Source organism: Hymenobacter sp. UV11 (assembly GCF_004684095.1).
Taxonomy (GTDB): domain Bacteria; phylum Bacteroidota; class Bacteroidia; order Cytophagales; family Hymenobacteraceae; genus Hymenobacter.
Window position 1 is genome coordinate 1 of sequence record NZ_SRII01000022.1, and the last position, 26929, is coordinate 26929.

The 26929-nt window shown below is 55.8% G+C and carries 27 protein-coding genes and 2 pseudogenes; 11 read left to right on the plus strand and 18 right to left on the minus strand.

Annotated features, from left to right (window positions below; translation table 11 throughout):
- The first annotated feature begins 5 nt into the window (after window positions 1–5).
- Entirely contained in the window at window positions 6–152 is a 147-nt protein-coding gene (locus E4631_RS27135) for a recombinase family protein (RefSeq protein ID WP_368027895.1), read from the plus strand.
- Window positions 153–456: 304 nt separating this feature from the next.
- A complete protein-coding gene (locus tag E4631_RS24100; protein WP_133656715.1) occupies window positions 457–1173 on the plus strand; it encodes a porin family protein in 717 nt (238 codons plus the stop codon).
- Between the two features lie 713 nt (window positions 1174–1886).
- Here E4631_RS24100 and E4631_RS24105 read toward each other — a convergent pair.
- Entirely contained in the window at window positions 1887–2273 is a 387-nt protein-coding gene (locus E4631_RS24105; protein WP_133656716.1) for a hypothetical protein, read from the minus strand.
- A gap of 191 nt (window positions 2274–2464) precedes the next feature.
- Between E4631_RS24105 and E4631_RS24110 the strand changes: the two genes are divergently transcribed.
- A complete protein-coding gene (locus E4631_RS24110; protein WP_133656717.1) occupies window positions 2465–2866 on the plus strand; it encodes a hypothetical protein in 402 nt (133 codons plus the stop codon).
- Between the two features lie 98 nt (window positions 2867–2964).
- On the opposite strand, the gene E4631_RS24115 is transcribed toward E4631_RS24110, so the two are convergent.
- From E4631_RS24115 to E4631_RS24140, 6 genes are all read right to left on the minus strand, one after another.
- On the minus strand, window positions 2965–3213 hold the full coding sequence (locus tag E4631_RS24115) for a hypothetical protein (RefSeq protein WP_133656718.1): 249 nt from the start codon (window positions 3211–3213) through the stop codon (window positions 2965–2967).
- 70 nt (window positions 3214–3283) lie between these two features.
- Window positions 3284–3658 (minus strand): hypothetical protein, encoded by a 375-nt coding sequence (locus tag E4631_RS24120; RefSeq protein ID WP_133656719.1) that lies wholly within the window; start codon window positions 3656–3658, stop codon window positions 3284–3286.
- 366 nt (window positions 3659–4024) lie between these two features.
- Window positions 4025–4471, minus strand: coding sequence for a hypothetical protein (locus E4631_RS24125; protein WP_133656720.1), 447 nt, complete (start codon window positions 4469–4471; stop codon window positions 4025–4027).
- Window positions 4472–4594: 123 nt separating this feature from the next.
- Window positions 4595–4972 (minus strand): hypothetical protein, encoded by a 378-nt coding sequence (locus E4631_RS24130; RefSeq protein WP_133656721.1) that lies wholly within the window; start codon window positions 4970–4972, stop codon window positions 4595–4597.
- A 231-nt stretch (window positions 4973–5203) separates the two neighbouring features.
- On the minus strand, window positions 5204–6700 hold the full coding sequence (locus E4631_RS24135; RefSeq protein ID WP_166648010.1) for a M1 family aminopeptidase: 1497 nt from the start codon (window positions 6698–6700) through the stop codon (window positions 5204–5206).
- Window positions 6701–7145: 445 nt separating this feature from the next.
- Window positions 7146–7523 (minus strand): hypothetical protein, encoded by a 378-nt coding sequence (locus E4631_RS24140; RefSeq protein ID WP_133656723.1) that lies wholly within the window; start codon window positions 7521–7523, stop codon window positions 7146–7148.
- A 253-nt stretch (window positions 7524–7776) separates the two neighbouring features.
- On the opposite strand from E4631_RS24140, the gene E4631_RS24145 reads away from it, so the two are divergent.
- The gene (locus E4631_RS24145; protein WP_133656724.1) at window positions 7777–8442 is read left to right on the plus strand and encodes a hypothetical protein; all 666 of its coding nucleotides are present in this window, start codon (window positions 7777–7779) and stop codon (window positions 8440–8442) included.
- A 230-nt stretch (window positions 8443–8672) separates the two neighbouring features.
- Window positions 8673–9674: a YhcG family protein gene (locus E4631_RS24150; RefSeq protein WP_133656725.1), complete on the plus strand. Its 1002-nt coding sequence runs from the start codon at window positions 8673–8675 to the stop codon at window positions 9672–9674.
- 92 nt (window positions 9675–9766) lie between these two features.
- On the opposite strand, the gene E4631_RS24155 is transcribed toward E4631_RS24150, so the two are convergent.
- The 3 genes and pseudogenes from E4631_RS24155 to E4631_RS27140 all read right to left on the minus strand — a co-directional run.
- Complete coding sequence (locus E4631_RS24155; protein WP_166648011.1) at window positions 9767–10291, minus strand: IS3 family transposase; 525 nt, start codon at window positions 10289–10291, stop codon at window positions 9767–9769.
- Window positions 10192–10692, minus strand: a complete 501-nt coding sequence (locus E4631_RS26705; protein WP_240735215.1) for a hypothetical protein — start codon at window positions 10690–10692, stop codon at window positions 10192–10194. The genes E4631_RS24155 and E4631_RS26705 overlap by 100 nt, the downstream gene beginning before the upstream one ends.
- A gap of 97 nt (window positions 10693–10789) precedes the next feature.
- A pseudogene (locus E4631_RS27140) lies at window positions 10790–11017 on the minus strand (transposase); the annotation flags it as partial.
- A gap of 253 nt (window positions 11018–11270) precedes the next feature.
- Between E4631_RS27140 and E4631_RS24165 the strand changes: the two are divergent.
- Window positions 11271–12689, plus strand: a complete 1419-nt coding sequence (locus E4631_RS24165) for a hypothetical protein (RefSeq protein ID WP_133656728.1) — start codon at window positions 11271–11273, stop codon at window positions 12687–12689.
- Window positions 12690–13010: 321 nt separating this feature from the next.
- Window positions 13011–13706, plus strand: coding sequence for an endonuclease/exonuclease/phosphatase family protein (locus E4631_RS24170; protein ID WP_133656729.1), 696 nt, complete (start codon window positions 13011–13013; stop codon window positions 13704–13706).
- Between the two features lie 97 nt (window positions 13707–13803).
- Here the strand turns inward: E4631_RS24170 and E4631_RS24175 are convergent, their stop codons facing one another.
- The 6 genes and pseudogenes from E4631_RS24175 to E4631_RS24200 form a co-directional block, all read right to left on the minus strand.
- On the minus strand, window positions 13804–14493 hold the full coding sequence (locus tag E4631_RS24175; RefSeq protein WP_133656730.1) for a response regulator transcription factor: 690 nt from the start codon (window positions 14491–14493) through the stop codon (window positions 13804–13806).
- A gap of 37 nt (window positions 14494–14530) precedes the next feature.
- A complete protein-coding gene (locus E4631_RS24180; protein WP_133656731.1) occupies window positions 14531–15322 on the minus strand; it encodes a sensor histidine kinase in 792 nt (263 codons plus the stop codon).
- Window positions 15301–15951 (minus strand): hypothetical protein, encoded by a 651-nt coding sequence (locus tag E4631_RS24185; RefSeq protein WP_133656732.1) that lies wholly within the window; start codon window positions 15949–15951, stop codon window positions 15301–15303. The genes E4631_RS24180 and E4631_RS24185 overlap by 22 nt, the downstream gene beginning before the upstream one ends.
- Window positions 15952–16062: 111 nt before the next feature.
- Window positions 16063–16845 carry a hypothetical protein gene (locus E4631_RS24190; RefSeq protein WP_133656733.1) on the minus strand — a complete coding sequence of 261 codons (783 nt, stop codon included), beginning with the start codon at window positions 16843–16845 and terminating at the stop codon, window positions 16063–16065.
- Window positions 16846–16987: 142 nt separating this feature from the next.
- Window positions 16988–17257 (minus strand): annotated as a pseudogene (locus E4631_RS24195) (transposase); the annotation flags it as partial.
- Window positions 17258–17390: 133 nt separating this feature from the next.
- Window positions 17391–17759 carry an IS5 family transposase gene (locus E4631_RS24200; protein WP_133656734.1) on the minus strand — a complete coding sequence of 123 codons (369 nt, stop codon included), beginning with the start codon at window positions 17757–17759 and terminating at the stop codon, window positions 17391–17393.
- 1232 nt (window positions 17760–18991) lie between these two features.
- On the opposite strand from E4631_RS24200, the gene E4631_RS24205 reads away from it, so the two are divergent.
- Together E4631_RS24205 and E4631_RS24210 are read left to right on the plus strand one after the other, a co-directional pair.
- Complete coding sequence (locus E4631_RS24205; RefSeq protein WP_133656735.1) at window positions 18992–19759, plus strand: LysM domain-containing protein; 768 nt, start codon at window positions 18992–18994, stop codon at window positions 19757–19759.
- A gap of 15 nt (window positions 19760–19774) precedes the next feature.
- Complete coding sequence (locus tag E4631_RS24210; RefSeq protein ID WP_133656736.1) at window positions 19775–21091, plus strand: hypothetical protein; 1317 nt, start codon at window positions 19775–19777, stop codon at window positions 21089–21091.
- Window positions 21092–21420: 329 nt separating this feature from the next.
- Here the strand turns inward: E4631_RS24210 and E4631_RS24215 are convergent, their stop codons facing one another.
- Together E4631_RS24215 and E4631_RS26125 are read right to left on the minus strand one after the other, a co-directional pair.
- On the minus strand, window positions 21421–21927 hold the full coding sequence (locus E4631_RS24215; protein ID WP_133656737.1) for a hypothetical protein: 507 nt from the start codon (window positions 21925–21927) through the stop codon (window positions 21421–21423).
- Window positions 21928–22041: 114 nt separating this feature from the next.
- Entirely contained in the window at window positions 22042–22353 is a 312-nt protein-coding gene (locus E4631_RS26125; protein WP_205704306.1) for an HNH endonuclease, read from the minus strand.
- A gap of 945 nt (window positions 22354–23298) precedes the next feature.
- Between E4631_RS26125 and E4631_RS24225 the strand changes: the two genes are divergently transcribed.
- Together E4631_RS24225 and E4631_RS24230 are read left to right on the plus strand one after the other, a co-directional pair.
- A complete protein-coding gene (locus tag E4631_RS24225) occupies window positions 23299–24132 on the plus strand; it encodes an IS982 family transposase (protein WP_133656739.1) in 834 nt (277 codons plus the stop codon).
- Window positions 24133–24417: 285 nt separating this feature from the next.
- A complete protein-coding gene (locus tag E4631_RS24230; protein ID WP_133656740.1) occupies window positions 24418–26904 on the plus strand; it encodes an SBBP repeat-containing protein in 2487 nt (828 codons plus the stop codon).
- Window positions 26905–26929 lie beyond the last annotated feature (25 nt).

The window sequence follows — 26929 nt, forward strand, 5'->3', positions numbered from 1 at the left end:
TGATTTTGGCCCGGCGGGCGCAGGGACTGAGTTGTGAGCGCATTGCGGGGGAGTTAAACGCGCTCGGCTTTACCGCTAGGAGGGGAGGGGCCTTCTCTCAAAAGCAGGTCCAGCGCTTGCTCCATCGTCAGGCTGCCACTTCACTAGGCTAATGCCCCATGCTCGCTTCGTCGGTTGACGACGAAGTCGCGTCTGAGTGCTGCCTAGACCAGCAGCATCTAGAAATTCTTGCTGCTAACCAGTTGAAAAGCGCTCTTCATAACGTTACGGCTAGCGCCACATGGCGTTAGGGAACGACGTAGATTGCTACGCATTCGGGTAAGGCTTTCACCTAAAGTAACCTGCCTAGCAGAGCCGGCCGCAAAAGCAGATCCTGCTGCATGTAAGCACATAGCCGTATCTACCTGATTTTTGTTTCTTGTATATTACGTTAACTTGCCCTACTTTTCGCAGCAAATGAAGGCCCGTTACCTCTTCTTCCCCTTGCTCCTGGCTGGCCCGTTCGCCCATGCCCAGACGACGTTCAGTATTGGCCCGACCCTAGGCGGCAACCTGGCCACGGAGCATATTGCCGCCGACAATGCCCCTAAACTAGGCTATCGTCTCGACTGGCTGGCCGGGGCACAAGCTTCTTTTGCCTGGGGTAGGTTTGCCCTGCAGCCAGCGCTGCTGCTGTCGCAAAAGGGGTTCAAAGATGAGTACGTGTATTACTTTGTAGACCCCAACCAAAATCCTACTAACCCGATTGCCTTTCACTCTAACATTCGGCTGAGCTACCTGACGCTCCCCCTCAATTTTTGCTTTGCCCCGCTGGGCGCTAAAACTGGGCCGCAGCTTTTTGCTGGCCCCTACGTGAGTGTGCTGCTCAGCGCCCGCGATGCGCATACCGACTTTAATAGGCTTCCGGAGGACATCACGGTGACCGACCACCTGAAAGTAGCGGATGCGCTGGACGCACTACCGGATAACTACGGCTTTCGCCGCTTCGATGCGGGGCTGCAAGGCGGGGTTGGGTACCGCTACGAAGCTTTCCTAGTCCAGGCAAGCTATAGCCTGGGGCTGCGCAACACCACGCCTACCTATATCTATGCCGGCGCTCCGATTACCAGTACCAACAGCTACAATCGGGCCTTCCAACTCTCGCTGTCCTACCTGTTCGAGCCTAAGTCTTAACCACCCCGCTCCTGCCGGCGCATTCTCTGGCTGGCACTGCTAGGCTCTATTTCACATCAGGCATCCCTACGCTGGAGGCTATACTGAAAACTTTGAATAGCCTTACTACAATCCATCCAACCAGCTATGATGCTACGCCTACTTGCCACCTCGCTTATCACGCTGCTGCTCCTAGTGGGCACGCTCGGCTGCTCCAAAAAGGATTCAGCCGGGCCAGCAATGAATACGGGTAGTTACAAGCTAGATGGACAGCCTGTCACTTGTCAGGTTAGGGCGCACGATGAGTCTTATTACCGTGCCGGGGTGTATTCCGAATACGTGGACGTAACCCTCACCACCACGCCAGAGCCAGCGAGCGGAGCGCAGCTTCTGCAACTCTCCTTCTACAGGTCTAGTCCCACTGCGGCTTACCAACTCAGCTCCGTTTACCTCTTCGATAAAGGTAGCCCTGTCCTCACCTGTGCATTTAACAGCACAGCGGCTACGGCTTCAATCGCCAGTGACGGTAGCTTAGCCGGTACGTTCGCAGCACAGGAGGATGGCCACACGACCCCGCCGCCTTATACAGCCATTACAGCGGGCGTCTTTACCAATGTGCACTTTTAATGCATTCAATTTATGCGGCAGCTACCGCGCCTGCCACCACAAAGGCACTTAGAGGGTGTCAGGCTCGGGATCGCCTTTTAGCCCTTGAATTCGTTTAGGTTACCAGTCTACCTAGACAATAAGACGCGGCGGCCCCAAATACGGATAAACATCTCATTATCAAGCCAAAGTACCAAGTGAACGGGTCCGCAGCCTGGCTGCGGCATAAACCACTTCATCTCCGCCTCTGCCGGCTCTTTGAAGCCAATAAACTCAAGGCCGGTGGGCAATTGTAACCCCTCACTGAGTTGTAAAAAGGTGGTCTGCTCAAAGACGAGGGTCAGGTAGGCGGGCTCGGTCGGCTTTATCCACTCGCCTGTTAGTTTGGCGAAGCCCACATAACACGTTGTTCCCTCGCGGTGCACCCGCGCCACGTCGTAACAGTTATGCAAATCGAAATAGCCAGCGGCCGTGTCGAGGGCAATGAGTTGGTCAATAGTATAGGCAAGCTTCATCGCTTTTTAGCCAGAAAATTAACGAAAGTACCCCTCCAAAAAAGGCGCTCGCCAATGATCTCGAAAACCGGCGTTCCCAAGCTATGGGTGGGAGTGGCGTTATCATCCAAAAAACGAGCGTTTTCTGGATGGGTAGAATAGGGTGCTTCGGCAATTGATCGTTCAGCCAAACGAGCCTTTCTTTACGCGCTATGCAGTTAACCTATGCCCTAGACCAATTTATCGCGCTACAGCGTGGTAAGCACTACTTCGACTTGCATAACGACTACGAACTCGTTAGTGTCCTACGCGACAGCGCCCGATGCTACCTCCACTTTGTCAAACGAACGGCCAAGTGGGTGAAAGCGCCCGACCCCTCCCACCTGGCCCTCGTGTTTGAGCACGTCCAGTATTTTCAGCAAAGCGAAGGGCTAGAACTGCCCAACAGCGTCCAAGAAATCGGCTTCAAAGAGGTGAATGACCTTGATGTGGACTGGTTCATGCAGTTACCCCGAGCAGAAACGGACCACATCTTGTTTCGGCTGGAAGATGACCAATTTATCCGCATTGGCGCGGAAGCCTCCTATCTGCTGACTACTAGCACCACTACCTGATCGTTAGTAGTCGAGTTCGAGAAAAGGGTCGGAAAGGCAGACAACGGGTTTCGTGCGGGAGCTCCAGTAAACATCACGACTTACAGGGAAAAGAGTGTTTAAGCGGCCGCGGGCCATTCAATCTGCCATTCCATATCCTCGATGAAGCTCGGAATATTCGCCGCATGTTCCAGCCACCAATCAAACCCCATGAAGTCGGGTGAGTGCGGGTCGGGGTCCTCGATGAAAATGTAGTAGCCGCCCGTTTCCGCTGTATCGTCGACAATCTCTATGGACCAGCCCGGGTGTTCGCCGCTTACGATTAGGCCCTTCTGACCAAAAGGAAAAGGCTGCAGATTGGTCTCCATACTCCAAAGTAAAGGGTTTAGAGAAAGGGTCCGAAGGTAAACGCGCCCTGTTCAGTTGGAGGAGCGTTTTCTAAGGCAAGTGGAGGACAAATGCAAGCGACTTTCCCGTTGCTTCCAGTACAACGGCTGCTGGGTCAATTCCACTCTCAATCCAGTGCCGTAAATCTTGCCCTTTCACATACCCCTTCAGCGAGGCCGGGCCGAGCGCCAAGTGCAGCGGGTGCAGTTGATGCGTCTTCGGAGCTGTTTTGGTGCGGGCTCCTTCCATCCAAGCCCGGAGGATAACGCGCTGGGTTTTCGCCACCTGGAAAGGCTGGTATTCGTCGGCCCACTCGGGGTCCAGTACACCATCACACCAGTAGCGTTGTAGTTCCGGATCGGTCGATTCCGCTAATGCTTTTGTCAGCCGATACTCTAGCAATTCTCGAAATTCTTGGCTGAACATGATACTGGCACGGGTTGAACGTCAGAAGAGGAACAATGAAAGTAAGCCTACTCTCCCGTTCAGGAAAACGGTCCCAGCCTTAGCCATCAAGGGTTCAGAAAGGCCCCTCCTGTAAGAGTGGCTCAGAAAGTCCCCACCGAGTGCCTTTCCAGCGCATGGTGGGGGTTGAGGCCGCCACAAAAGAATGCGCCAATAAGGTGCCCCTTTCTGGTCGGCCCTCAGAACTTACACTTCAAAAAATTCTGTACTCCTTTTCTAGCTCATGCAGGTACACTTGGCTCGAACACCTCCCAATTATCACTACTTGTAAAACGAGACAAGAAGCGGCAAAGGCACTCAGCCAATTTTCATGCGTCAACCCTAACCTTAATCTGGTCCTCCCTTACCATCACGGATTAATGTTACAATGCCTAAGCCGTCTTCATGGGCTAATTCAGGTATATCGCGACAGATGATGGTGGCCAAGAGCGCTATTGGTAAATTTTGATTCACAGTAAACACGGTGTCACGTGTGTACGGCCCAAATTCTACGTGTACGCGGTGCATTCCTACACACAATCGGATTAGTTTACTAAAGCGTTCTGAACCAGTAAGATTGCGCGGAACCTGTTCCCTAACGACGAGCGAATCATCAACTACTAGCTTTGCAGGTGCTTCCCGCAAGGTGTCGCCAGAACTGAAGTTAGTCAGATAGCAATAGACTTCTTGGCGCTTGCAGACAGCTGGTGTTACCTGAGTGGGCTGCTTGATACCCCGGTCATACCCATTACATCCAGCTAGCAGCATTATTCCCGCAAGTAATACTTTTTTCATGCCTGAAAGCTACTGTAAAAGGCCCTGATTCTTTAAGTTACCAGAGCCGAGCTTGAGACGTTATTTAGTCGTTGGTTTAAGAAACGTGACAAGCTCGACTGTGAAGTTTACTGTCCTGCCGGTTTAGAGTAGTAGGTGCTCTATCTGCTCCTTACCAGTAATCCCTTGCAGCCAGAATAAATTAGCTAACAAGGCCGTAGTCAGTTCTAATTCAAACTTTTTGTGGCGCTTATCCTGCACGACTTGGATGCCTGCAAATACCTTGTCCTCACCTACTTTGCGATAACTTCCTGAGAAGTAGTACCGGTATTTTCCTGCCGCGACTGACTCAAACGGCTGGAACGAAGCAAGCTTTTTCAACAACATGTAAGCCTGCTCGTTGACACTAAAGCGAAGACGAAGTTGCTCTCCATTTAAGTGGAGAAAGGCTTCCCCAGCAAAAGCCGAGTCCACTTTGGAAGCACCTATTAATTCAACGGTTTCCTCTTTCCAAGTGCTCATTATCTGTTTTCTAATATACCTAGGCGAATAACTAAAATCCCCCTTAGGTCTGGTCGCTTGTGGGGAAAACAGAACTTTAGGGGTAAGTAGGATATACAAAAGGCCTCCTATTCATCTTGGAATAGTTGATTAACATAATCCCACTTATAAATCCACTCTTGGAATAAGTGCGGGTTTTCACCTAGCCGGCTGCTGCGCTCGGCGTGGTACTTTTCTATTTTCCGTCTTTCTTTAGCGCACCATAAACTGGTAAAACTCTTCTCTCTGGGCAGGGGCTAACTCGAACAACGGAATATTGTCGGTTGTGGACTGCACGCGCAAGCCAGGAGGTAGTGCAACGCTGGAAAAATCAATAGACTGACCTTGCTGAATATAACGCTGATAGGCGGGGGTAGGGTCAACTCCTGTTACCTCTTTGATAAGCGTCAATAGTTCGGGGTCAGTAAAGCCCTTTTTATTGGTCGTGTACGACCGCGCTAACATTACACGTAGGCAATCAGCTAAGCTGTAGGATGTTGTCTGTTTAAGCTGTGTATCTAGGTAGAGCGCAAATAGAAAGCCGCGGCGGTAAGGCAGTTTCTCATAGTCTCGATTGGTCCAGAAGTGGTGGTACGTAATGGAATCGTTGGGAACGTTCCGAACTGGCGAGCGGGAGAGTGCGCTCACAAAATCCTGGTTAAGCTCCTGCACGTACTGGGCGGGATTCAGCACCTGCATACGCAGGCGCAATTGCGTCTGAAAGTATTCGGTAAAGCCCTCGCTAAACCAGTATTGCTGTTCTTCCTTTCGCAAGCGAATCTGCTTACCTATCCAGTGGTGCATTAATTCGTGAAAGAATAAGTAATCGACGCGCTCGGCTATCTCTGGACCGAGGCCATCGGCATCGGTCGCGAAGGCAGAAAACGAGTTGAGTAGGGCCGTGCCCGATACACTCAGGTGCCGCCGATTGGGGTCGATGGGCCGGCGCTCATAAGTCGGGAGCAACGTCACCGCTAAAGACCCTTGGCTCGCATCGCGCCAAAAGGCCCGTTGCGCCCGAACGGCCAGTTGCAGGTGCCGCGCTGCACTATCCAACGCTAGACTTTGAAAAGGTCGCGTGGCAAACCATACTGGCTCCCCGCCCACCGGCAGCTTTCTCACCTGTAAATCTCCCCCGACAAAGACACTGCTTTCCAGCATACTAGCTGGGCCGTTAACTACCACCTGTCGAGCCGTTTGCGGGGCCAAGCTGGTCAGTAACTTCCAGCCCGATGGTAGGTGCCAGCGCACGCGCACGCGCTGCTGGGCTTCGGCGGTTGTCCAATAGCGGGCCGGCTGCACAAACAACCCGTACCCATAGAGATGGAAATAGCCCTGCTCGATAATAGGGCGGTAGGTACGCTCGTAACTCAGGGTATCCGTGCGGTCAGGCCGGACGAAGTAGCTCAGCTGCACGCGCTGCCGAGGCCGGTGCTGTACGGTGAGCACGACCAAATCGCCAACCGTTTTGCGTTGGATAGGCACATTGGCTTGCACCTCAGCTAAGCAGGCCCCTAAGCCGGTTTCGCCCCAATTATCATTGGCATAGCGGAAGATAGTGGCGGTGGTGTCGGCGGTGGTGTAGGTCAAGGTCACGCGCAAGGCGTTCGGCAGTTGGGGAGCCGCCTCAATCGTGTAGGCGAGGCGTTGAGCCCAACTGTTTTGGCCGCTACCTAACCAGAGTAGAGCTGTCAGAATCCAGTACCTCATAAGGCGCGCAAGGTAACGCCTGCTGTACATCCCCAAAATCTGACGGTGATTTGCTTATTCTTCTACTTTGTAGCAATTGCTTTTACGTATTGTAAACGACGCTTCAATAAACGTTATACGGCCTGGCCCATTTGCCTACGCCTGCCTGAGCAGCGCGTAGTGGCGCCGGGTTCGCGCAGCGAACCCGGCGAATAAACCGGCCGATTTATCGGCTGGTCTAGGCAGAGTTCACTCACTTGTGCGCACAAGTGAGTTCTTTTTACCGCGATTTACGGGGTAGCTGCTTTAGGAAGAGCCCTCGTAGCGCGCTCCCTGTTGAACAGAATAAGCCTTATCAGACACCTGTATAATACGTTCAGATTTCGGGCTATTGCCTCTAACCCTATAGGTATAATACAGTACCGAGCGATCGGGAGTAGCAGCGCAATAGATAAGTTTTTGTTCGCTAGCTATCCTCAATACCTGTCACGGCTGCGAAGCTCACCGCGAACACAATCAGCTCCGGGATTTGAAAAATCTGTTGCCGAAAGGCGGTGTTCATTTCAGCTAGTGGCTGTGCCAATTTCAGGTAAGGCCCCTGCCAATGTTTCCAATCGAAGAGGAAGAGTCCGGCCTCGCCACACGCTTGTTCCATCGTTAGCACCCGCCAGTCAATGTGGGACGCAGCGCGATCATGTTCTTGAAAATGAAGCTGGACACTGGCGGGTACTGGTCCAAAGCCAGCACTGGAAAAGAGGCCAATACGACCTTCTGCATCTAACGCAAACCAATCGAACTCCAGGCCGGGGAAACGCGCATCGAAATTTTGATACGTAGGAAGCATTGCCGAACTAGAGAATAAAATAGGTTAGGCGGCTAATATGCAGCATAGAATTCTTATTCGGATTTGCACAAGCGGCAGCAGCAGGTAGATACTATTTCACAGTCCTTAACCGAACCCTTAAAGACCGTGAAACTGCGCGTCGCACAACACGGCGAAGCTCGCTTTTCAGCACCATTTAATAGGAAATGTGAGGCATCCGGGGTAGATTAGGCTCAAATTTGCGCAAATTTGAGCCTAATCTACCCCGGATGTTATGAGAACTTATCGTAAGCGCGTGCCCCAAGTACGCCACTGTGTGCACTGTGGCGATGCTTTCGAGAGCGCGCACAAAAGCCGCATCTACTGCGGCAATTCGTGCAGCACCCTCGCCTATTACGCCCGCAAAGCACAGGCGAGTCCGCTCCCCAAGACCGCCACTGCGCTCGGCGCTCCGGCCACGGCCGCCCCTACGGAGCCCGCCGCGCCGCCGGCCGTGACGCTGGCGCTCAATGCCCAGAACCTGGCCTTGTTCACCGCGGGGCCCCTGCTGGCCGATGGCCTCAAGCAGGCCATTCAATTCGTGGGCAAGCTGCTCGCGCCCACCCCGCAGGCTGGTCCCGCCACCTGGCTGCCCGCCTTGTTTCGGCTGGTCAAAGAGCCCCTGGTGACCTTCCAGCACGTCGAGTGGGACGAGCCGCGCTTCTTCGTGCCGGTGGAGTGGCGGGGCGCGGTATTTTACTACCGGGCGGCGCAGGACCTGCTCTTCTGGCAGGCGCCCGATGGGCAGTGCTACCAACTCACCCAACAAGCCCAATTTCAGGCTATTTTGAACCAACTACAGCTGCAAAAGCTGGTGCAGCAAGCAGTGCCCACCTATCACGCGGCCTCGTTAACTAGGGGCCTACCCCTGCCGCCTTCGCCCCTCAAAGACTTGGGCTAAAGAGCTAGGCTGTTTCCTAGTAAATGCGGAGCTAACCCGCGCTACTTTACATATCGAGAATTATAGGACAGCTTTTTTTAAGCTTAGCACTCTCTTTGACAATTCACCCTTTGCTACTGCTCGCTCCATCACTTTAACTGGAACCTGCTGCAAAAGCTGTCCTATCTTAGCTCACTCCTCGTTTCTATTGGTCTCTCTCACGGGCCTTCTAGTCACAAACCCACTATAGAATGCCTATTAAACCAGAACTACTTACTAGCGTGCGGGACCTCATCACGCAGGCGCGCCAGCAGGCGGTGCGGGCCGTCGATGCGGAGCGAGTACTTCTCTACTGGCATATTGGGCAAGTAATTCTGGAAGAAGAGCAGCACGGGGCCGACCGGGCCGCCTACGGTAGCAGTCTTATCAAAGGCTTAGCGGCCGAGTTGCAGCCGCAGTTTGGCAGTGGCTTTTCGGGGCGGCAGCTGGAACGCTACCGCCAGTTTTACCGCCTCTTCCCCATTGCGTCCGCAGTGCGGACGCAATTGAGCTGGACGCATTATAAAACGCTACTTAGCCTCGATAGTCCCGAGAAGCGGGAATTTTACCTGGCCGAAGCGACCAAAAACAATTGGTCGGCCCGACAGATGGAGCGGCAGGTGAATAGCCACCTGTTCGAGCGCCTGCTGCTGAGCAATGACGTGGCGGCCGTGCTCGCCGTCGCTCGGCAGGAAAAGCTGCCCACGGAGGCCCGCGACATCATCAAAGACCCCATGGTGCTGGAGTTTTTAGGGCTGAAGCGGGAAGCGGCTTACTATGAACGCGACTTAGAAACTGCCCTGATTACCCATTTACAAGAGTTTCTACTGGAACTGGGAAATGGCTTTTCGTTTGTGGCCCGGCAACAGCGCCTGCATCTTGACGGCGACGACTTTTTTGTGGACCTGGTGTTCTATAACCGGCTGTTGCAGTGCTTTGTACTAGTCGAAATTAAGACGGATAAGCTCACCCACCAGGACCTGGGCCAGCTCCAGATGTATGTCAACTACTACGACCGCCTCGAAAAGCTGCCCCACGAAAATCCCACTATCGGCATCTTACTCTGCGCGGATAAGAACGACGCGGTGGTGAAAATCAGCCTGCCGGCCGATAATCAGACCATTGTGGCTAGCAAGTACCAGATGTATTTACCCACACAGCAGCAGTTGCTGGCGGAGGTGAAAAAGGAGCTTGATAAGCTAGACCAGTCGTAAGCTCATCAAGCCTTGTTGCCAACGACTGAATGTTAGCCGAAGGTTATTTAAAAGGCCTGAAAAAGTATCTCTAAGTGCTGAAAATGTCCGAGCTAAAACCATCCAGTTAACTGAGGTGGTTGGGTTGAAATGTAAGGTAGGTTGAAAAGATAGTGGAGTTCCATTTCGAGCGGAGTGCAGTAGCCTAGGGCTGAGTGCAGCCGTTGGGTATTATAATAATTGTCCAGATACTTGGCCAGTTCTAAGCGAGCTTCTTCCAAGTCGGCAAAGCAGGCGCCGCGGGGTAGTAGCTCGGTTTTGAGCGTACTCCAACCGCTCTCGGCCAGGGCGTTGTTATACGGGTTACTGGGCCGACTTAAACTGGCAATAGCCTGGGTGCGGTCCAGCAGCGAGGTAAAGGCCTCGCTAGTGTACTGGCTGCCGCGGTCGGCATGCACGAGCAGACCGGGCGGGGGCTGGCAGACGGCCACCGCCCGGTTAAAAGCGGTTAGAATCAAGTCCGTATGCATCGACTCGCTCACGTGCCAGCCCACCACGCGCCGGGAGAAGGCGTCGCGCCAGCAAGCCAGGTACGCCCAGTTCCCCGTAGCCAGCGCCAGGTAGGTGATGTCGCCCACCCAAATTTGGTTGGGGCCGTGGCCGCGGGCCAGCTGGCTAACTTGTTAGCGGCGGCGATGGCCTGCGGGTCGGCCTGGGTGGTGCGCGGGGGACGGGTGCTGGCGCGGGTGCAGAGGGCCCGTAAGCTACTAGCGCTGAACCAGTCGCGCAGCCGCTGGAGATCCACCGCATAGCCTTCGCGCCGCAGTTGGGCCCGTAGCCGGCGCTGACCATAGCGGCCGGCATGGGTGGTGAACACGCGCTGGGCGGCTACTTGCCAGGCGGCAAGCACTGGCTCGGCTGTAGCCGGCGCGCGCTTCCGCCACGCGTAGAAGCCGCTGGGGCTGACATCCAGCAAGCGGCACTGCGCACGCACGGGCCAGTAGGGAGCATGCAAGGCAATGAAAGCAAAGCGTTTCATCGGCCCGTCTTTTGTGAAAATGCGCGTCAAGCATTTGGGCGATGGTCAGCGCTTTTTTTAACATATCGCGCTCCATTTCCGCGCGAGCTAATTGGGCCCGTAACTGCTTATTTTCCTGCTCCAGCGCTTCGCTGCCGGCTGGACGAGCAGCCTGGGTGCAGGCGGCCCGCACCCACTTGCCCAACACGGCCTCGCTCATGCCCAACGCCTGCGCAACCCGCGTCGCCGCTTGTCCATCCTGGCTTACGCGGCGAACCGCCTCAGTCCGAAAGGCCGCATCATACTTGGTTCGCTGTCGCTTACCGGCTGGTTTTGCTGCTTCCATGACAAGGGAAAGTTACTTTCTCCGTGTCCACTTTTACCCGACCACCTCACAGTTCTGCAGCCTGTCCAGCACCCTTAGGCAGCTATGAGCGGAAATGTATCACGTAGAACTACCTGCTTTGCAAAATGGGTGGTTATACGCTGAATACGTTAGCGACGCTATCCGTGCTTTGCCTCTGTCAAAACATTTTGACGACGGCGGATACCGAAAAGCCAGCCATAGAGTAGGTGCCTTTCTGTTCTCTTTTTTAAGTATGAGTCCCACTACCGCATCTCCCACTACCGCGACCGTTGCAGCCGGCTCCGCTATCAGTCCTGGTCAGCAGGCATTTGTCAACGCTATTGAAAGCAAGGTAGGCGAGTTTTTGTCAACCAAACTTGACGGCCCCTTTCATGCGATTAATTACCCATCAGGATTCCATAAAGTAGTTCTTTACGGGGACAATGATTATGCCAATCTGGCTACGATGCAAGACATCGATAAGATGCTCGACCCCTCGGGAAATGTGCCTCTGACCCTGGCTGATGAGTATTTTTCTACTCTATACGCCCAGTTGCTGAACGGTGCTACCTTCCAATTTTCTAACCAAGATAAGGAAACTATTGAGCAAGAAGAAACCCAGGAGCAAGAGCAAGTACAAGCTGTGCTGCAGGCATTTACTGATGCCGGCTTCGTGTTTCCCAATCCACTGCCTGCTACCTCGCCCAACAAGCTGGCGTACGTATACAACCAAGTACAAACGCTATACGGAGGCGAAGCCAACATACCGGTCTCGATAGAATCGCTGCAAAGCGCGATGGAAACGTACGATGGAGTAGCCGCGACGAGCGCCAAGTTGCACCGCCAACAAGCCCAAGCACTGGTGCGCTTGACAGCGGCGGTTACCAACGCTACTGCTCCAACGCTGGCCAATGGCGGTCTGCAGACTAGTGCCACTACTTTCTACGCTGGCTATACCCTGCCCAGCAGTGAGCAGCTCAACGAAGCATTAGCAACGAGCACTAATGCTGTTACGCTCTCGCTGCTGGTGTCCAACTTTACATCTGACGCCTCCCAAATCAGTGTTTCGGGTGAGGCCGATTTGAATCTCCCAATCGCCGACATCTTTGACATCACCGCTGATACCCAGGGTTCGTATGATGCTTCGCGGTACGTATCATCAGGCTCCAGCCTGACCATAAACATCACGTATCCCGGCATTACAACCTTTTCGGTAGTGCCAGTGCCCCTATCATTGGACAACACAACTGGCTGGTACGATGTCGAAATTGTGCGAGAGCTGATGAATAACACCGGCAACGATGTAACAGGGTATGCCTTGATTTCGCAAAGCCAGTATCCCATAGCGAAGTATTTCGGTAGTGGCAATATTTTTTCCCATCTTCGCACCTTTGTGCTCAGTCAGCAGCCCACCGTGTCAATGACGTTCAGCGGAGGTAATACGAGCTTGGTGCAGAGCGACTTTCAGGCCAATGCTGTAGCTAAGATGGACATCCTGGATATTTTCTCCGTCGGCTCCGCAGGGTCTTACGCTGTGCAAAAGGTGGACGACAGCCAGCAGCAAGGTGAGGTAACTGTGACGTTCGGACCTACACCAGATAGCGGTGTCTCGCCCGAAAACGAGATAGCTTTTGTGGTGGGTGGCGTGGTTTCGTACCCACCCGCATCATAGGATAGCTGCTGGTTAAGAATACATTCAATGCCCTAGATTTTAGTTGAAGACAGGATGTTCCTTTTTGCTATGTCCGATACCCTGGTGCATAGTGAAAAGGAATATTCGATCGGTCAGACGAGAAGACAGGCTAGTCTGCCCACCTAAAAATTGGTTGTCTCCGTTAAGCTTAGTGCCACGAACCGCCAAGTTCCCCTAAGCAATCCTATGGATGCTGACTCCGATTTAAGTAGTCTTTGCATCACTACTTATTTAACACCCTGTCTTTACTTCTCTCCCAACTGGAGGGAAGCTTCTTAAGCCCTTTATGTAGCACTCCTCATGAATGTAGTAACCTGGAATATGCAGGGTAGTAACGCCTCCACCGAAGTAAAGTGGCAAAACGGCGTGTTGAGTATGTTCACCTCCATTACTAATCTAACTGCCATGTGTCTGCAAGAAGCGGGCAATGTGCCCGATAGTGCCAAACTTCTGTTTACCACTCAGATTCCTAAGCCCAGCGGGGGCACCGAGCCCGTAAGTGTTTATTCCTGGGGAGGCACTGCTACCCGGCCTTTCGGCTTCATCGTATTTCATAACTGGGATACAGGCGGCAACCGCGTCAACACAGCCATTGTAGTGAAGACCCTTATTGCCCCCACTATTGCTGATGTGCTGTTGTGCTGGCCGGCCGCTGGGCCTACGCACCGCCCGGCACTTGGCCTCCAGGTGAGTGGGGAGTTCCTGTTTTCCTTTCACGCCATCTCGGGCTCGGGTGTCGATGGGGCAGGTATGTTGACTGCCATTGCGGCGGCTAGCGGCGGTAACTGGTACGTAGGTGCCGACTGGAATTGCTTACCCTCCGTGCTAGCAGTACCGGCCGGCAGTATAACGTGCCCCGCTAATGGCCCAACCTATGCCTCTACCAATCCCACGGCTATGTACGATTACTTCGTGCGTAGCGGAGCTGTGTCTGCCACAGGCAGCGTGAGTAATCTTATCCTGAGCGACCACTTGCCCGTGCTCTTTAGCTTTTAGCGGGAGGCAGGCGGTAGTAGCCTAGGTGTATAGTCCCAGAGTGTGATGATGCATTGCGGATACTATACTAACTCTGATTTGCTCGACTACCTCATCATTAGGAATGACTGTGTATTAGCTTGTTGTTAATGGCAAATACGGCTAAGCTGACGGCGTTGGCAGCACCTGTTTTTTCGAGCAGATGCTTGCGGTGTCCTTCCACAGTTCGAAAGCTGATAAAGAGCCGCTCCGCTATTTTAGCGGAGCTATAGCCTTGGCATAACAAGGTCAGTACTTCCTTTTCGCGTTCGGTCAACTCTACTGCTACGCTAATATCCGGTCCTGAAAAATGTTTTGATATACGCTTGTTTTGCAGCCCAATACGCATCACCTGTGCCACCTTATCATCGATGTAGTAGCCTTTGGTGCGCACCTGCTCGATAGCCTGCCCCAGCAGTAGTTGGTCGATATCCTTGGGTAGGTAGCCATGAACGCCCAAACGCACCAGGTCGAGGATGAAATCGGGCGAGTAGTCCATCGACAGGATAATGATTTTAATGTGCGGGTAGTGCGCTAGTAGCTGCCGGCTCACCTCCTTGCCGTCCATTTCTGGCATGTGCAAGTCCAGCAGCACTACGTCGGGCGGCTGGCCCGCTTGCAGCCCGGCAAACAACTCGGCCCCGGATGCCGCCTCCAGTACCACTTGGTAGGCTGGAAAACGGCCCAAAATGTAGCTCAGGCCTTGACGAAACAGTTTGTGGTCGTCCACAATCGCCAGCTTGACAATCTCGAAGGTGGGTGCAGGCATGAGAGGTGGGAGAAAGAGCACGAATATATACTCAGTACTAGCGAGGTACAAGCAGGGTTACGCACGTTCCGCAGCCGGGAGATGAAGTTATAGTTAGCTGCCCGCCCAGCAGCTGCGCACGGGCCTGCATCCCGGCCAGCCCCATGCCAGTGGCAGCGGCGGTGTTGGTTAGGTTGGGCGTGAAGCCGCAGCCGTCGTCGGTGGCCGTCAGGGTCAGGGCGGCGGCATTGACTCGCAGGTGAAGCACTAGGCGGCGTGCCCGCGCGTGCTTACTGCTATTGACCAGTAGTTCCTGCACAATGCGGTACAAGGCCAGCTGGGCCGTAGCCGAGAGGTACTCTACTGCCTCATCCACTTCCAGCTCCACGTGCAGGCCCGTGGCAATGAGGCGCTCGGCTTGGACCGCCACGGCCCGGCAAAAGCCGAATTTTTCTAACAGCGTCGGCGAAATGTTCTGCACGATATGCCGCACACTCTGTAGCGTGTCGCCCAAAATCTGGCTTGCTTGCCGGGACATATCCGCCAAATGGGGACTTTGCACTTCGTACTGTATCTGGTTGACGAAGAGACGGGCTGCCGATAGGGAAGCCCCAATTTCGTCGTGCAGGTCGCGGGCAATGCGCTCGCGCTCGCTTTCCTGCGAGCCTACCATTGCCTGCACCATACTCGCCTGGTAGTCTAGTTCTTGCTGCCGCAGTTGCACCTGAAGCGCATGTGCGTTGCGCTGGTGCACCACTACAAAAACAACCACCGCAATGGCCAGCACCAGCATCGTGAGGATACCAATGTAGAGGAGGTGGATGAATTCTACGTCTTCAGGCTTAGCCATAGTGCATAGGCATAGGTTGTGTAAAGCAGGGCATCGAGGCCCGCGTGCACTACCCACAATTGCATAACCAACGGCCGATGATAATAGAAAGCGAAATTGGTGACGGTATAAATTAAAAAGCTACCTGTGAAGAAGAACAGTAGGCCGGTCGAAACCCAAAATAGTGGTTCGCGCCAGATATAAGCAGTTTTGGGCTGGCGTAGGGCGCTGTGGTAGTAGGCCAGCGCCAGCACGATTATACTAGCGCTTTCCATCAGGCGCGACAGGTTGTTGTAGGCAGGAGCCCGTGGAAGCTTCAGTTGCTCCTCTAAGATAGCCAGCACGCCAAGTCCGACTGTCAGCGGCCACCGTAGTCGCATTATCCACTGTCTGTCAATGGCTTGGCTGTAAAGCCAGACGAGCAGTCCAAACTCTACACTGATGTAAATCGGTAGAAGAAACAAGTTGGAGAGTTTCAACAGCCATAAAACCCGGCTGATAATTTCCGTGAGCAGCGCGAATACCGTGAGGATGGCCAGGGGCCGTATGCTTATGGGTAGTCGCCGCCACTTTAGGGCCGCCAATAGGGCAGCTACTACGTTGGGTACCACTGCGAGCAGAATAAGTACTTGCTGACTGGAATAGGTCATGCCGCTATGGATAAAATAAGCTGTGCTATCACCGCGACCAGCCACATAAAAAGTGGCAGGAACCTCAGTCCCTGCCACTCGTTAGCCTATCAGCGAATGTACTCGCTAGGCTCAGCAAGTGAAAGGACAGGGAGCCGAAAAGTCGTAATAGCCACTCTCGTCAATTACATCGCCGTCGGTACTGCTTGGGCTGCTTGTGGTATCGTTCAGCCTAACGGAAGTGTTTGGGGCTAGGGCAGAACCAGTAGCCTCATCGGTGTGGGTGCCGGCGTAGAGTATTAAGCCGAACGTGTGCACAAAGGCTAGCTCAGACTCGGGTTTTTCCTGAAGGGCGTAGTACTTGTGCAACCCGAATTTGATATGAATGTCGGACGTTCCGGTGAAGGAGCCCACAGCATCCATGATTTCCTTCAGCGCGTAATTGTAGCCCTTTAAAAAGCCGCCATTCGTTCGGTGCAGAAAAAACATGTGTTTGTTTACAATACCGTCTTCTACATTTTTATGCCAGCTTTTTTTCCATAGCCGCATCAACTCTCTGGGCAGGTTGCCCTCCCCTGTCACATCCTTCGAATAATGATGGTGATGCGTGAAGGAAGAAGAAGTAAAATAAGGCGTGATGATGGTATTTTGACTATCCACCCCGAACAGAACTAGGTGAAACTGTGGGACCCTGCCACCGCCCGGCTCGGATAAGCCAAAGCGCACTTTAATCGTGACTACCCCCGTAGTAGAGAACAGGTAGCGCAGGCTGTTGAAGTGAAAGATTACCCCAGTTTGTACCTTTCCTTCGTGCATGAAGAAATTGAACGGACCAGTTCTATGTTCCATTTTCTCCCAGTTTTTAATCCAGTTTTCGTACTCATTGGCGGGCAGAATACTTTTGTAAACGCTCATTTTAAAAGGAGTTAGAAATTAAAAATGAAAAGCAACAAGGCAAAAAAGAGGTATCGAGTCGCAAATTGCCGTTGAGCACGAGCGCTCATTACACTGAGTAAGGAGGGAATATACTACCTGCTATATATGGCAGGCAGCGGGTTTATCGGTGCCATAAAAGCACTAAGACGTGAGGACAATCAGCGCAGCCAATCAAGGGCCGCGGCGATGTGCCAAAGGGCCAATAAAGAAACGACAGTTTTTCGTAGCGCGTGGTCAGGCGCCGGTACTGTTTCAAGCGGCCAAAAAAGCGTTCGATCTTGTTGCGGTCGCGGTAGGTTTCTGCTTCTACCTTGGCAGGTTCCAACCGGTTGGGACGATGGGGAATGACGGCTTCGATGCGATGCTGCGCACAATAGGCGCGGGTTCCGTCACTGTCGTAGGCCGACCTGGGTTTAAGCCTTCGAGCAAGGGCAGGGCCTGCGGGCTATCCCCGGCTTGGCCGCCGGTGGCCAACAGGCGCACGGCGGTGCCCAGCGCGTCGGGGCAGGCGTGGATTTTAGTGCTCACTCCGCCGCGACTACGGCCCAGACATTCGGTGACGGGGTCGCTTTTTTTTGGCCCGCCGCGTGTTGGTGTGTGCGTAGCACCGTCGAATCGAGCATGACCCAGTCTAGGTCCGGGGCTTTTAAGGCTTCCAACAACTTTTCCCACACCCCTTTTTGGGCCAGGCGCCGGAAGCGTCGGCATACCGAAGTAGACTTGCCGAAGAGGGCGGGCAAATCCGCCCACGGCACACCGGTGCGCATGAGCCAGGCGAATGCATTGAAAAACAGGTGGTTATCTTTGGCTGTGACGCCGCAGTCCGTGACCTTGCCCGATAAGAGGGGCGCGACCACGGCCCATTGACGATCAGTTATTTCGTGACGACGCATCCTCCTAAACTAGTGGGAGCCAAAGATGATTGTCCTCATGCTCTAGTGTCAGCTGTAGTAGCACTGGCTTACCAAGGCCACAAAGGAAATTGCTTTTGATAACTTAGCCTACACGTAGAAATACCCGTTTTTGCACCAATTAATAGCTGGTTACCAGTCAAAATCTTGTGTTTGCGCCCGGGCTTAGGTTTCATCGCAGTAACTACCCACCCAGCGAGTGAGGAAACTCATGTTGCGCGGCGTAGAATGTGGGACGTAGTTTGAAAATGGCTTTTAAAGTGGTTAGGCTTTAGGTAGCTGAGAGCGGAATGTCGGCGTTATGCGGCACAACTTGACCTGCGCACGCCCTTTCCACTGCAGGGTTGTATGTGTTTCTCTGGCGCAGTAGACAATATACCAGTAGGCAATCTACTAATATTCAGCACCTTATTCATGGGATGCAGGCGGTAGTATCCTCCTTGTTCGTTTCAGGTACACTATCGCGGACTGCAGACTTATAAATAGCAACCAAGGCTAAATCAAGTAGAACCACGTGTTTTTAAAACATGTAGTTCTACGTTAAATATTCGATTAGGTGGGCAGTTGCTTTGTGTTACCTACAAGCATGAGCACCGTGCTTTCAAAGTAAACAGGGTAGGCACGGCATGCAGGTTGTCAACCTGACCCATCACAAAATGGCTACTCTCGAATCACTTCCTCTCTTCGCATGAGCAAAGACCACTACGCCCATTACTACCAAGTTCAGCAGGCATCGGCAATTTATTCCAAAGCCGTAGCCTCAATACCTAGCTGTAAACCAGGCTAGAGCGCCTGGGGTACTGAATCGCTCCCGCTGGCTAGGCAGGCCAATACACCTATGTCTGCCAGGCTTTCAGTTCACGCAGGCCAACGGCGAGGCGCTGTACGGCGAGCGAGTGGCATTTGGATCGGCCAGTCTCAACATCTATGCTGAGGTGACAGGTATTTCCAATAGCAACCCACTGCCTGGTACGGCCTAAACCCGTAGCGACTGGGGTAGGCACATTGATTTCGCACTACCGAAGGCATGCATGAATATCAACCGGCTTTAGTCACCGCTTAGCTAGCGCTATCGATAAGCCCGAATTGGCTCTGCTTTTTGCGGGTATTCATTGGTAAATCGTTAGTGCTGCCCGGTTTTGTCCTGCTTCCCTGCACTATTGGCAGTCGGCAAGTGGGCCGTCCTTTTATTCGCCCCCCATTTTCCCATTCGTATGACTATCGACGAAACCTACCAGCTCCAACCCGGCGATACACTCAGTGCCATTGCCGATGCTCATCACCTGCCTTTGCCGGAGCTACTAGCCGCCAACCAGCAGATTAGCAATCCTAACACCGTGCAGGTAGGCCAGCTGATTAATATTCCCTGCCCCACTGACCCGGCTACTCCTGCGAGCCCGGTGGCTGCTGGCTACGACGGTATCCATCCGGCCCTAGGAACTACTAACATTGACCGGTCGGCTCTGATTTTCCCACCCGTAACCAGCACGCCTGCTAATCGCAGCACCGCCCTCTACAACGAGGTTATTGACCAGCTAGCGGTGGGGTACAACCCGCGCTACCTGCCCGGGGAGGGCTGCACCTACTGCAACATTTTCGTCTGGGACGTGACGCGGGCCCTGGACTGCCCCATGCCCCACTGGATTATGCCCGATGGGGCTATTGCGGCCCCACTGCAAGCCGGAGCCTCGGAAATAACAATCAATGGCGGGGCCGCCTGGATGCGTGAATATGGCGTGAAAAATTACGGCTGGCAGCCAGCCGATGCCGCCACTGCCCAGCAATTTGCCAACGAGGGCAAAGTAGCTATTGCCATTTGGGCAAACCCGACTGGTGGGCACGGCCATACAGTGGTAGTACGCCCCGGTGCCATCACAGCACAGGGCCCGGCTATTGCGCAGGCTGGTAGCGTTAATTTCAACTATGGTCACTTAGCCAATGGTTTTGGCAGCATCGAGCCCTCTTTCTATGTTCACGCCTAGCCCCTCTGCTGCCTAATGGCTCCTTCCACTTCTGCTACCGCTCCGGCGGTGCCCCCGCTTGTAGCCAATGCTTCGCCTGCTAGAAATACTAATGTTCCAAAATATAATGATGCACTGGCCGTAAAGCCAGCGCTTTTCGACCTGACCCGCTTCACTGGCCTGGCAAAGGGAGAGCTCCCTTTCTGGGTAGTTATCGCCGGGCTGCTTTGCACTGGCCTAGCGCTGGCCCGGCACCTGGGCACCAGCCCGCGCCTGCAACCGGGGGTAGTATTCATGCTCTTGGCACTGTGCTGCCTGAGCGCCGGCGGCGTTGTGGGATTTTTATTTGGTATTCCGCACGTTAGCCCCGCTACCCAGCCTGTCGGTAGCGGGGCTAACGGAAGTACTACGCAGCCCAGCACCAGTCTGGAGCAGGTGTCGGACTGGCTAACTAAAATCATTATCGGCGTCGGGCTGGTAGAACTATCCGAAATTGCTAACCACCTAGCTACGCTGGGCAAGCTTATCGGGCGGGCAGCAGGCATCAACATGGTAGTGCCTCAGCTGCTGGTTGTCATCTTCGCGGTAATCGGCTTTTTGGCCGCGTACATATGGACCCGTATTTACTACGCCAATATCCAGGCGCGGGCCGACAACCGGGTAGAAGACCTAGACCGGCGCACGGCGGCCATTGAGGAGCGCACCCAGCAGCTGGCTACCGAGGCTACCGAAACCAAGGCCCTAGTCATTGACAGCAATCAGCGTACCCTCGACACGGCCGCCGCTACCAGCACTCTGCAAGCCCAGACGGATGCCCTCCAAACGCAAGGTGCTGCTCAGAATGCAGAGCAAGCCACTGTGCTACGGCAAGCCATCCGCAGCAACGCGGCCAAAACGGTGGCGGCTCCCGTACTGCCACCCCAGACCGACGCGGCCCTCACCACTCCCCCAGACCAATGGAACCAGCAGTTGGCCAAGTTTATGGCAGCCCCGGCTACGGCAGGCACTGACCCCAGCGCCCAACTATTTGGCCCGTTGCCCGCTGCCGACAACCAGCGGCAGTTGTCCGTCACCGTTATCTCGACTTCGTCCGTCGAGGGAGGTCAGGTATTGTTTCTTAAAGCGGAGATGACTGGCACCCCCGACCGCACCCTAACCGGCGACGTGACCTTCCTGCTCAACCCTGATGCCCCGAAGCGGGCCGTGGAGATACCAGCCGACAGCAGCCGCAGCCCCATTGGCTGCGCTACTTATAGCTTCTATACCCAGGTACCCTTCACCCTCGTCGGTATGGCCGACGCAGGCGCTACAGTGCTTGGCTACGACTTGGCTCAACTGGTGTCAGTACACTAAACTGATTAGATCAAAAGTTTTTTCCTGGGGCTTTCCCCAATCGTCAATACTTTGCAATGTAAATTCCCGGTGGTTTCTACTTCGCCTGTTGTGTTTGCTGCTCGGGCTTCCTATGGGTGCCTTCGCGCAATAGTAACTTCACTGGCCGCATTACACGACTACCAGCCGCGCAGACTTTACCGGAGTTATACCTTCCTTGGCCGACGTCAATTGAGCGCTTCCCGCACCGAGGTGATATTGACGCGGCGCAATAGGCTGTGCTCTAAAAAGAACAGGCCGTGCAGTTCATTGTGCTGTACTTCTAGCAGATTCGGGTTGAGCTGCAGGTTCTAGGCTGTCTCTACTAGCTGCCACCGGGCATCGGCTTCGAGGGCAAAATTCTGAAAGTGAAACGAGTTTTTGAGTTGCAGCAGCGCATCGGTGAGCACCAACTGAGGCTTGCTGTTGACAAGATGCTTCTCGTAGAAAGGACGGGGAACCAGGCCACTATTGACCACTTGAAAGGCGTCTATTACGTTCACAAAGCCCAGCCGTTCAGTTTGAGCCAGTAGGTCGACCTGCGACAGCTCCTGGGCGATAAAGCGCCGACAGGCCGTGAGAAACTTGCTAGACGAAGCGCTTCTCTGCTTGTCATGCTGCTGCAGGTGACGCACCAAATGCCGGGAGAAGGGTTCGACTAAGTCAGCCAGGCTGATAGTCGTCGTTTCCGTGCCGACAAGTTTAAGCAGCGCTTGCGCAAAGGCAAACTTGTACGTGGCCGAGTTCTTCCCAAATAGAATGATGGCGTGCCACTGCGATTCCAGGGACGGGTCGTGGAGTTGATAGGAAGTGCTCACGAAGATTCTTTTAAATAAATGACTGATAACTAGTTAAGTCAAGCAAATTCTTTCGCGACTTAGCTACTGTGGGTATCTTGCCGCGCCTAGCGCTACCCACTGGACGGTTAGCTTTTACTGGTTAGCTGCTTCCCAGCGGGTGCGTAAGACTTCGACACTCAACGCGGGCCGTTGGCGGTGCAGCATCCGGTGGCAATTGGCGCACACCACGACTACGTCGTCGAGTGACGTAGTCAAGGCCTGTGACCAGAGCTCTTCGGGCCGCTCAGCCAGCGGGTTTTTATGGTGGCATTCGGCAAAGCCTACCCCGAGCGCGCCGTAGTGCTGGCGAAAATTGAAGCTACAGACTTCGCAGGTGTAATTACGCAGCCGTTTGGCTTCGGCGGCTAAGCGCGGGTTACGCGTGAAGAAATAGGCTTCGCGCAACTTGCGCTGGCCTTCTTGATACTCGGTCGGCCGACGAGCAGGCCCCGCGGGCGCGGGAGCTGTTTCTAAAGGCGGGTGGGCTAAGCCTAGGGCATCCTGTAGCACCTGATACAAGTGAGCCGTGCACCGGGTCAAGTACTGGCCTTGGGTGACGCGGATTAGAGGGCAATAGGAGCTAAAGGGATAATGCGCTGGCCGGTTAGGCATGAGCTCTTGCCGCACGCGCGCTAAGTAGTCGGGCTGCTTATTTAACTCTTCGGGATTGAGCCGCGAGGCTAAGGGCTCATACCCGGTTAGGTCAAGTCGATAGTAGGCCGGTGCTACCCAGCGCCGGGGGGTCGGGGGCGGCAAGGTCACTTCGCGGCACGCGTGGTGCACCAAGGAGAAACCGCAGAGTTGCGTGCAAGAAGGCCGACCCTCCCAGGTATGCCGATAGAAATGCAGGACCAAATCGCCCGCTTCGGGTTCCCACATGACTTGATAGCGGGCGGCCCCACCTCCGTCGACCGAAGGGCTCCATAAACAGGTGCCAAAATTCCAGCCTGGTCCGCCATGGCTGTAGGCCGAGCTCGTTATTTCCACCCACACGGCGCGAAAAGCGGCAAACTCTGGTAACATCTGTTTTCATGGGCAAGATAGCAGGTGGCAGAAGTAAACGCTATGCGAGCAGCAGCCCAAAAAGTAAACATTTCGGTGTCTTATAATTCCCCTTATGGTAAGCAAGTGGGTAGCAGCGCTTCGTTTTAGTCAGCCCGCGGGCCCGATTTCGTAGTTAACCGGGTCGTAAACACAAGCAGCACGCGTTAAACACGCTCAGATGAGGCTACCGGCTAGGGGAAACGCTTAGCTAACCCAAGTTGCGGGGTAGGGTGGAGTCATAAAAAAGTCTGTTCGGCGTGAACAGGCTAGGTTTGAAGTATCTGACCCCTTCAACTCCTGCTGACCATGCGCGAACAGACTGTTGCCATGTACTGCGTCCTCGATGATTTAATCCGCTTTACACGCCCCGCCCGCACCCCGCCCCCGGCTTCAGGCCGGCGCTTGACCGATGCCCAGGTGCTGACTACGGCCCTGGTGGCCGCGCGCTTTTTTGGGGGTAACCTGGTGGTGGCCAAGCACTACATGGAACAGCACTGGGGGCAGAACCGCCTGGATAAGAGTGGCTTCGTCCGTCGCCTGCATGCCCTCTCCGATACGCTCCGCTCCCTGTTCGCCACGTTGGGTGACATGCTCAAACACCTGCACACCGAGGCGCGCTATGTGCTGGACTCTTTTCCGGTAGCCGTGTGTCATAACACGCGTATCCCGCGCTGTAAGCTGCTGAGAGGTAAAGCCTATCACGGCCGCTGCGCCAGTAAGCGCAGTTGGTTTTACGGCCTAAAAGTGCAGGTCGTGGCCACCAGTGACGGCATCCCCGTCGAGTTCCATATCCATGCCGGTGCCGAGTCGGAGCAAACCGGCCAGCGCGGCTTGCCGCTGGACCTGCCCGCGGGCAGTGTCCTCTATACCGATGCCGGCTACACGGACTACGCCGCTGAAGACCTCTTTAACGAGGCCAGTGGCAGCCAGCAGCAGACAGCTCGCCGCAAAAACAGCAAGCGCCCGCATCATCCGGCGCAAACCTTTCTGCTCCAGTACTTTCGCAAGGGTATTAAAACCTGCTTCAGTCAGCTCACGGCCCGCTTTCCCAAGCAGATTCACGCCGTCACGGCCGCTGGCTTTGCCTTAAAAATTGCGCTGTTCATCTTTGCCCACGCCCTCGACCAAGTTGGCTTATAGGCCGCAACTTGGGTTAGCTAGAACTTACGCAAAGTCGTCTGTCATGACGAGCGAAGCGCGGCAAGCGCACCAGAACGAGCTGTTCGAGTGTCGTCCGGGTTGCGCTTGCTTCGCAGGCTCGCCATGGCAGACAACTTTGCGCAAGTCCTCCATAGCAATATTTAATGAACGAATACTACTATTCCGCGCCTCAAAGTGCTTACCTTTCACCGGCTTTTCATGAGCCAGCCCTCGGCCCTTCTTTCGCACCGGCCGCCGGGTACCTACCCACTTCTCCGTTTTATTATGAAACAACTTTTTACCCGCTTCCTGCTGCTCGCGGCAGCTTTCCTGGCCGCAGTGCCCGCCAGCCTGGGCCAAACCACCAGCACCACCGTAGCCCAGGCCTGGGTGGCCCGCTACGATGGGCCGGCGGGTTTCCGCGCCCAGAGCTACGATTATGGCCGCGTGGTGGCCGTGGATGCTACCGGCAACGTGTTCGTGACGGGCACGTCGGCGACGGGGCCTAGCGACTACGTGACCATCAAGTACGCGCCCGGCGGGCAGCAGCTGTGGGTGGCCCGCTACGACGGGCCGGCCGGCCGCCAGGCCGACGAGCCCCACGCCCTGGTAGTAGACGCGGCCGGCAACGCCTACGTGACGGGCAACTCGCCCGACGCCAGCGGCCGCAGCGACTGGGCCACCATCAAGTACTCGCCCAGCGGCGAGCAGCTGTGGGTGGCCCGCTACGCCAGCCCCAACAATGGCGACGACAACGCCTACGGCCTGGCCGTGGATGCGGCGGGCAACGTGTTCGTGACCGGCGACTCGAACGGGACGGACCCCAACGGGGATTTCCTCACCATTAAGTACTCCCCTGCCGGCCAGCCGCTGTGGCTGGCCCGCTTCGACCGGCCCGGTGGGGGCCGCGACTTTGCCCAGGCCCTAGCCCTCGACGCAACCGGCAACGTGTACGTGACGGGCATCTCGTACCGCACCGCCGAAACCAGCTCGGGCGGCGACTTTGCCACCGTGAAGTACTCGCCCAGCGGCCAGCAGCTGTGGGCCACCCTCTACGACGGCCCGAACGGGGGCTACGACGAGGGCCGCGTTATCGCGGTAGATGCCGCTGGCAATGCCTACGTGAGCGGTTTCTCGTACCTGGCGGTAAACGGCTCGAACGGCGACTACCTGACGGTGAAGTACTCCACCACCGGCCAGCAGCTGTGGACGGCCCGCTACGACGGCCCGGCCGGCGGCACCGACTACCCGGTGGCCACGGCCGTGGATGCGGCGGGCAGCGTGGTCGTCACGGGCTACTCGACCGGCAGCGGCACGGGCAGCGACTACGCCACCGTGAAATACTCCGCCACCGGCCAGCGCCAGTGGCTGGCCCGCTACAACGGCCCGGCCAACAACTCGGACGTGGCCCACGGCCTGGCCCTCGATGCGGAGGGCAATGCCTACGTCACGGGGTCGTCCAACACCACCAGCAGCAACAGCGACTACCTCACCGTGAAATACGCCGCGGCCAGCGGCCAGCAGGTGTGGACGGCCAGCTACAACGGCCCCGCCAACAACCGCGACGACGCCCAGAGCGTGGCCGTGGATGCCGCCGGCAACGTGTACGTGACGGGCAACTCGGAAGGCACCACCAGCACGGACTACGCCACCATCAAGTACACGCAAACCACCACCACCACCCCGCCCGCGGCCTGCAACCGCACCCTCAACCAGCCCGTTACCGCCACCGACCGCTTCGCCACCAGCGCCAGTCAGCCATTCACCTTCACGGCGGCCCAGCTGCTGGCCAACGATACCGACCCCCTAGGGCGCCCCCTGCGGGTGGCCAGCGTGGGGCAGCCCAGCATCGGCTCGCTCACCACCAATGCCGACGGCAGCTACACCTACACGCCCACCCTGGCCTCCAGGGGCACCTTCACGCTGACCTACGTGGTGGAGGAAACCGGGCCGGTTATCGCCTCGCCGGGCACGGGGCACTACTACGAGTTCGTGAGCGCCCCCGGCATCTGCTGGTCGGCCGCCAAGGCGGCCGCCGCCGCCCGCACCTACCGGGGCGTGCAGGGCTACCTGGCCACCATCACCTTCGCGGGCGAAAAGGAGTTTCTGACCGGCCGGGCCGAGGGGCAGTATTGGTTCGGGGCCTCCGACGCCGCTGTGGAAGGCGACTGGCGCTGGACCACCGGCCCCGAGGCGGGCACGCTCATCTGGAAGGGCAATGCCAGCGGCTACGGCCTGGCCTACACCAACTGGCTGCCCGGCCAGCCCGACGACTACCAAAACCAGTACCGCCCCGCCGGCGAAGACTATGGCATCCTCTACGGCAACTCGGGCCTCTGGAACGATGCCGACGACTGCAACACCGGCGGCACCACCGCCGGCTACCTCGTCGAGTACGGCGGCCTGGAGGCCTGCACGCCCGTGCTCTACTCGCTCGGCACGGTCAGCATCACCGTGTCGCCGGCCACCACGGCAGCGCTGGTAGCCGCCGCGCCCGCCGCCACGGCCGCCGGCCCCTTCACCTTCGAGGCCGCCCCCAACCCTAGCGACGGCCAGTTCCGGGTGCGCCTGCTGGCCGCCGCCGATGGCCCCGCCCAGCTCGAATTGCTGGACGGGCAGGGCCGCCGCGTGCGCTCGCTCTACAGCGGCAGCCTGGCCGCCGGCGAGCTGCGCGAGGTAGCCGTGGCCGCCCCCGGCCTAGCCACCGGCCTGTACGTGGTGCGCCTGCAAACCGGCCAGCAGGTGCGCTACCTGCGCGTCACCATCCAGTAGCAAATTCAAGTTGCGGGGTAGTGTG

Bases quoted from the DNA above. Each gene is read 5' to 3' on its own strand.
- E4631_RS26705 (WP_240735215.1), bottom strand. From the start codon at position 10,692: ATGAAACGCTTTGCTTTCATTGCCTTGCATGCTCCCTACTGGCCCGTG.
- E4631_RS24130 (WP_133656721.1), bottom strand. From the start codon at position 4,972: ATGAGCACTTGGAAAGAGGAAACCGTTGAATTAATAGGTGCTTCCAAA.
- E4631_RS24120 (WP_133656719.1), bottom strand. From the start codon at position 3,658: ATGTTCAGCCAAGAATTTCGAGAATTGCTAGAGTATCGGCTGACAAAA.
- E4631_RS24200 (WP_133656734.1), bottom strand. From the start codon at position 17,759: ATGCGTCGTCACGAAATAACTGATCGTCAATGGGCCGTGGTCGCGCCC.
- E4631_RS24100 (WP_133656715.1), top strand. From the start codon at position 457: ATGAAGGCCCGTTACCTCTTCTTCCCCTTGCTCCTGGCTGGCCCGTTC.
- E4631_RS24190 (WP_133656733.1), bottom strand. From the start codon at position 16,845: ATGAGCGTTTACAAAAGTATTCTGCCCGCCAATGAGTACGAAAACTGG.
- E4631_RS24140 (WP_133656723.1), bottom strand. From the start codon at position 7,523: ATGCTTCCTACGTATCAAAATTTCGATGCGCGTTTCCCCGGCCTGGAG.
- E4631_RS24105 (WP_133656716.1), bottom strand. From the start codon at position 2,273: ATGAAGCTTGCCTATACTATTGACCAACTCATTGCCCTCGACACGGCC.
- E4631_RS24230 (WP_133656740.1), top strand. From the start codon at position 24,418: ATGAAACAACTTTTTACCCGCTTCCTGCTGCTCGCGGCAGCTTTCCTG.
- E4631_RS24145 (WP_133656724.1), top strand. From the start codon at position 7,777: ATGAGAACTTATCGTAAGCGCGTGCCCCAAGTACGCCACTGTGTGCAC.
- E4631_RS24205 (WP_133656735.1), top strand. From the start codon at position 18,992: ATGACTATCGACGAAACCTACCAGCTCCAACCCGGCGATACACTCAGT.
- E4631_RS24185 (WP_133656732.1), bottom strand. From the start codon at position 15,951: ATGACCTATTCCAGTCAGCAAGTACTTATTCTGCTCGCAGTGGTACCC.
- E4631_RS24135 (WP_166648010.1), bottom strand. From the start codon at position 6,700: ATGAGGTACTGGATTCTGACAGCTCTACTCTGGTTAGGTAGCGGCCAA.
- E4631_RS24210 (WP_133656736.1), top strand. From the start codon at position 19,775: ATGGCTCCTTCCACTTCTGCTACCGCTCCGGCGGTGCCCCCGCTTGTA.
- E4631_RS24180 (WP_133656731.1), bottom strand. From the start codon at position 15,322: ATGGCTAAGCCTGAAGACGTAGAATTCATCCACCTCCTCTACATTGGT.
- E4631_RS24125 (WP_133656720.1), bottom strand. From the start codon at position 4,471: ATGAAAAAAGTATTACTTGCGGGAATAATGCTGCTAGCTGGATGTAAT.
- E4631_RS24110 (WP_133656717.1), top strand. From the start codon at position 2,465: ATGCAGTTAACCTATGCCCTAGACCAATTTATCGCGCTACAGCGTGGT.
- E4631_RS24115 (WP_133656718.1), bottom strand. From the start codon at position 3,213: ATGGAGACCAATCTGCAGCCTTTTCCTTTTGGTCAGAAGGGCCTAATC.
- E4631_RS24165 (WP_133656728.1), top strand. From the start codon at position 11,271: ATGAGTCCCACTACCGCATCTCCCACTACCGCGACCGTTGCAGCCGGC.
- E4631_RS24175 (WP_133656730.1), bottom strand. From the start codon at position 14,493: ATGCCTGCACCCACCTTCGAGATTGTCAAGCTGGCGATTGTGGACGAC.
- E4631_RS24170 (WP_133656729.1), top strand. From the start codon at position 13,011: ATGAATGTAGTAACCTGGAATATGCAGGGTAGTAACGCCTCCACCGAA.
- E4631_RS24225 (WP_133656739.1), top strand. From the start codon at position 23,299: ATGCGCGAACAGACTGTTGCCATGTACTGCGTCCTCGATGATTTAATC.
- E4631_RS24150 (WP_133656725.1), top strand. From the start codon at position 8,673: ATGCCTATTAAACCAGAACTACTTACTAGCGTGCGGGACCTCATCACG.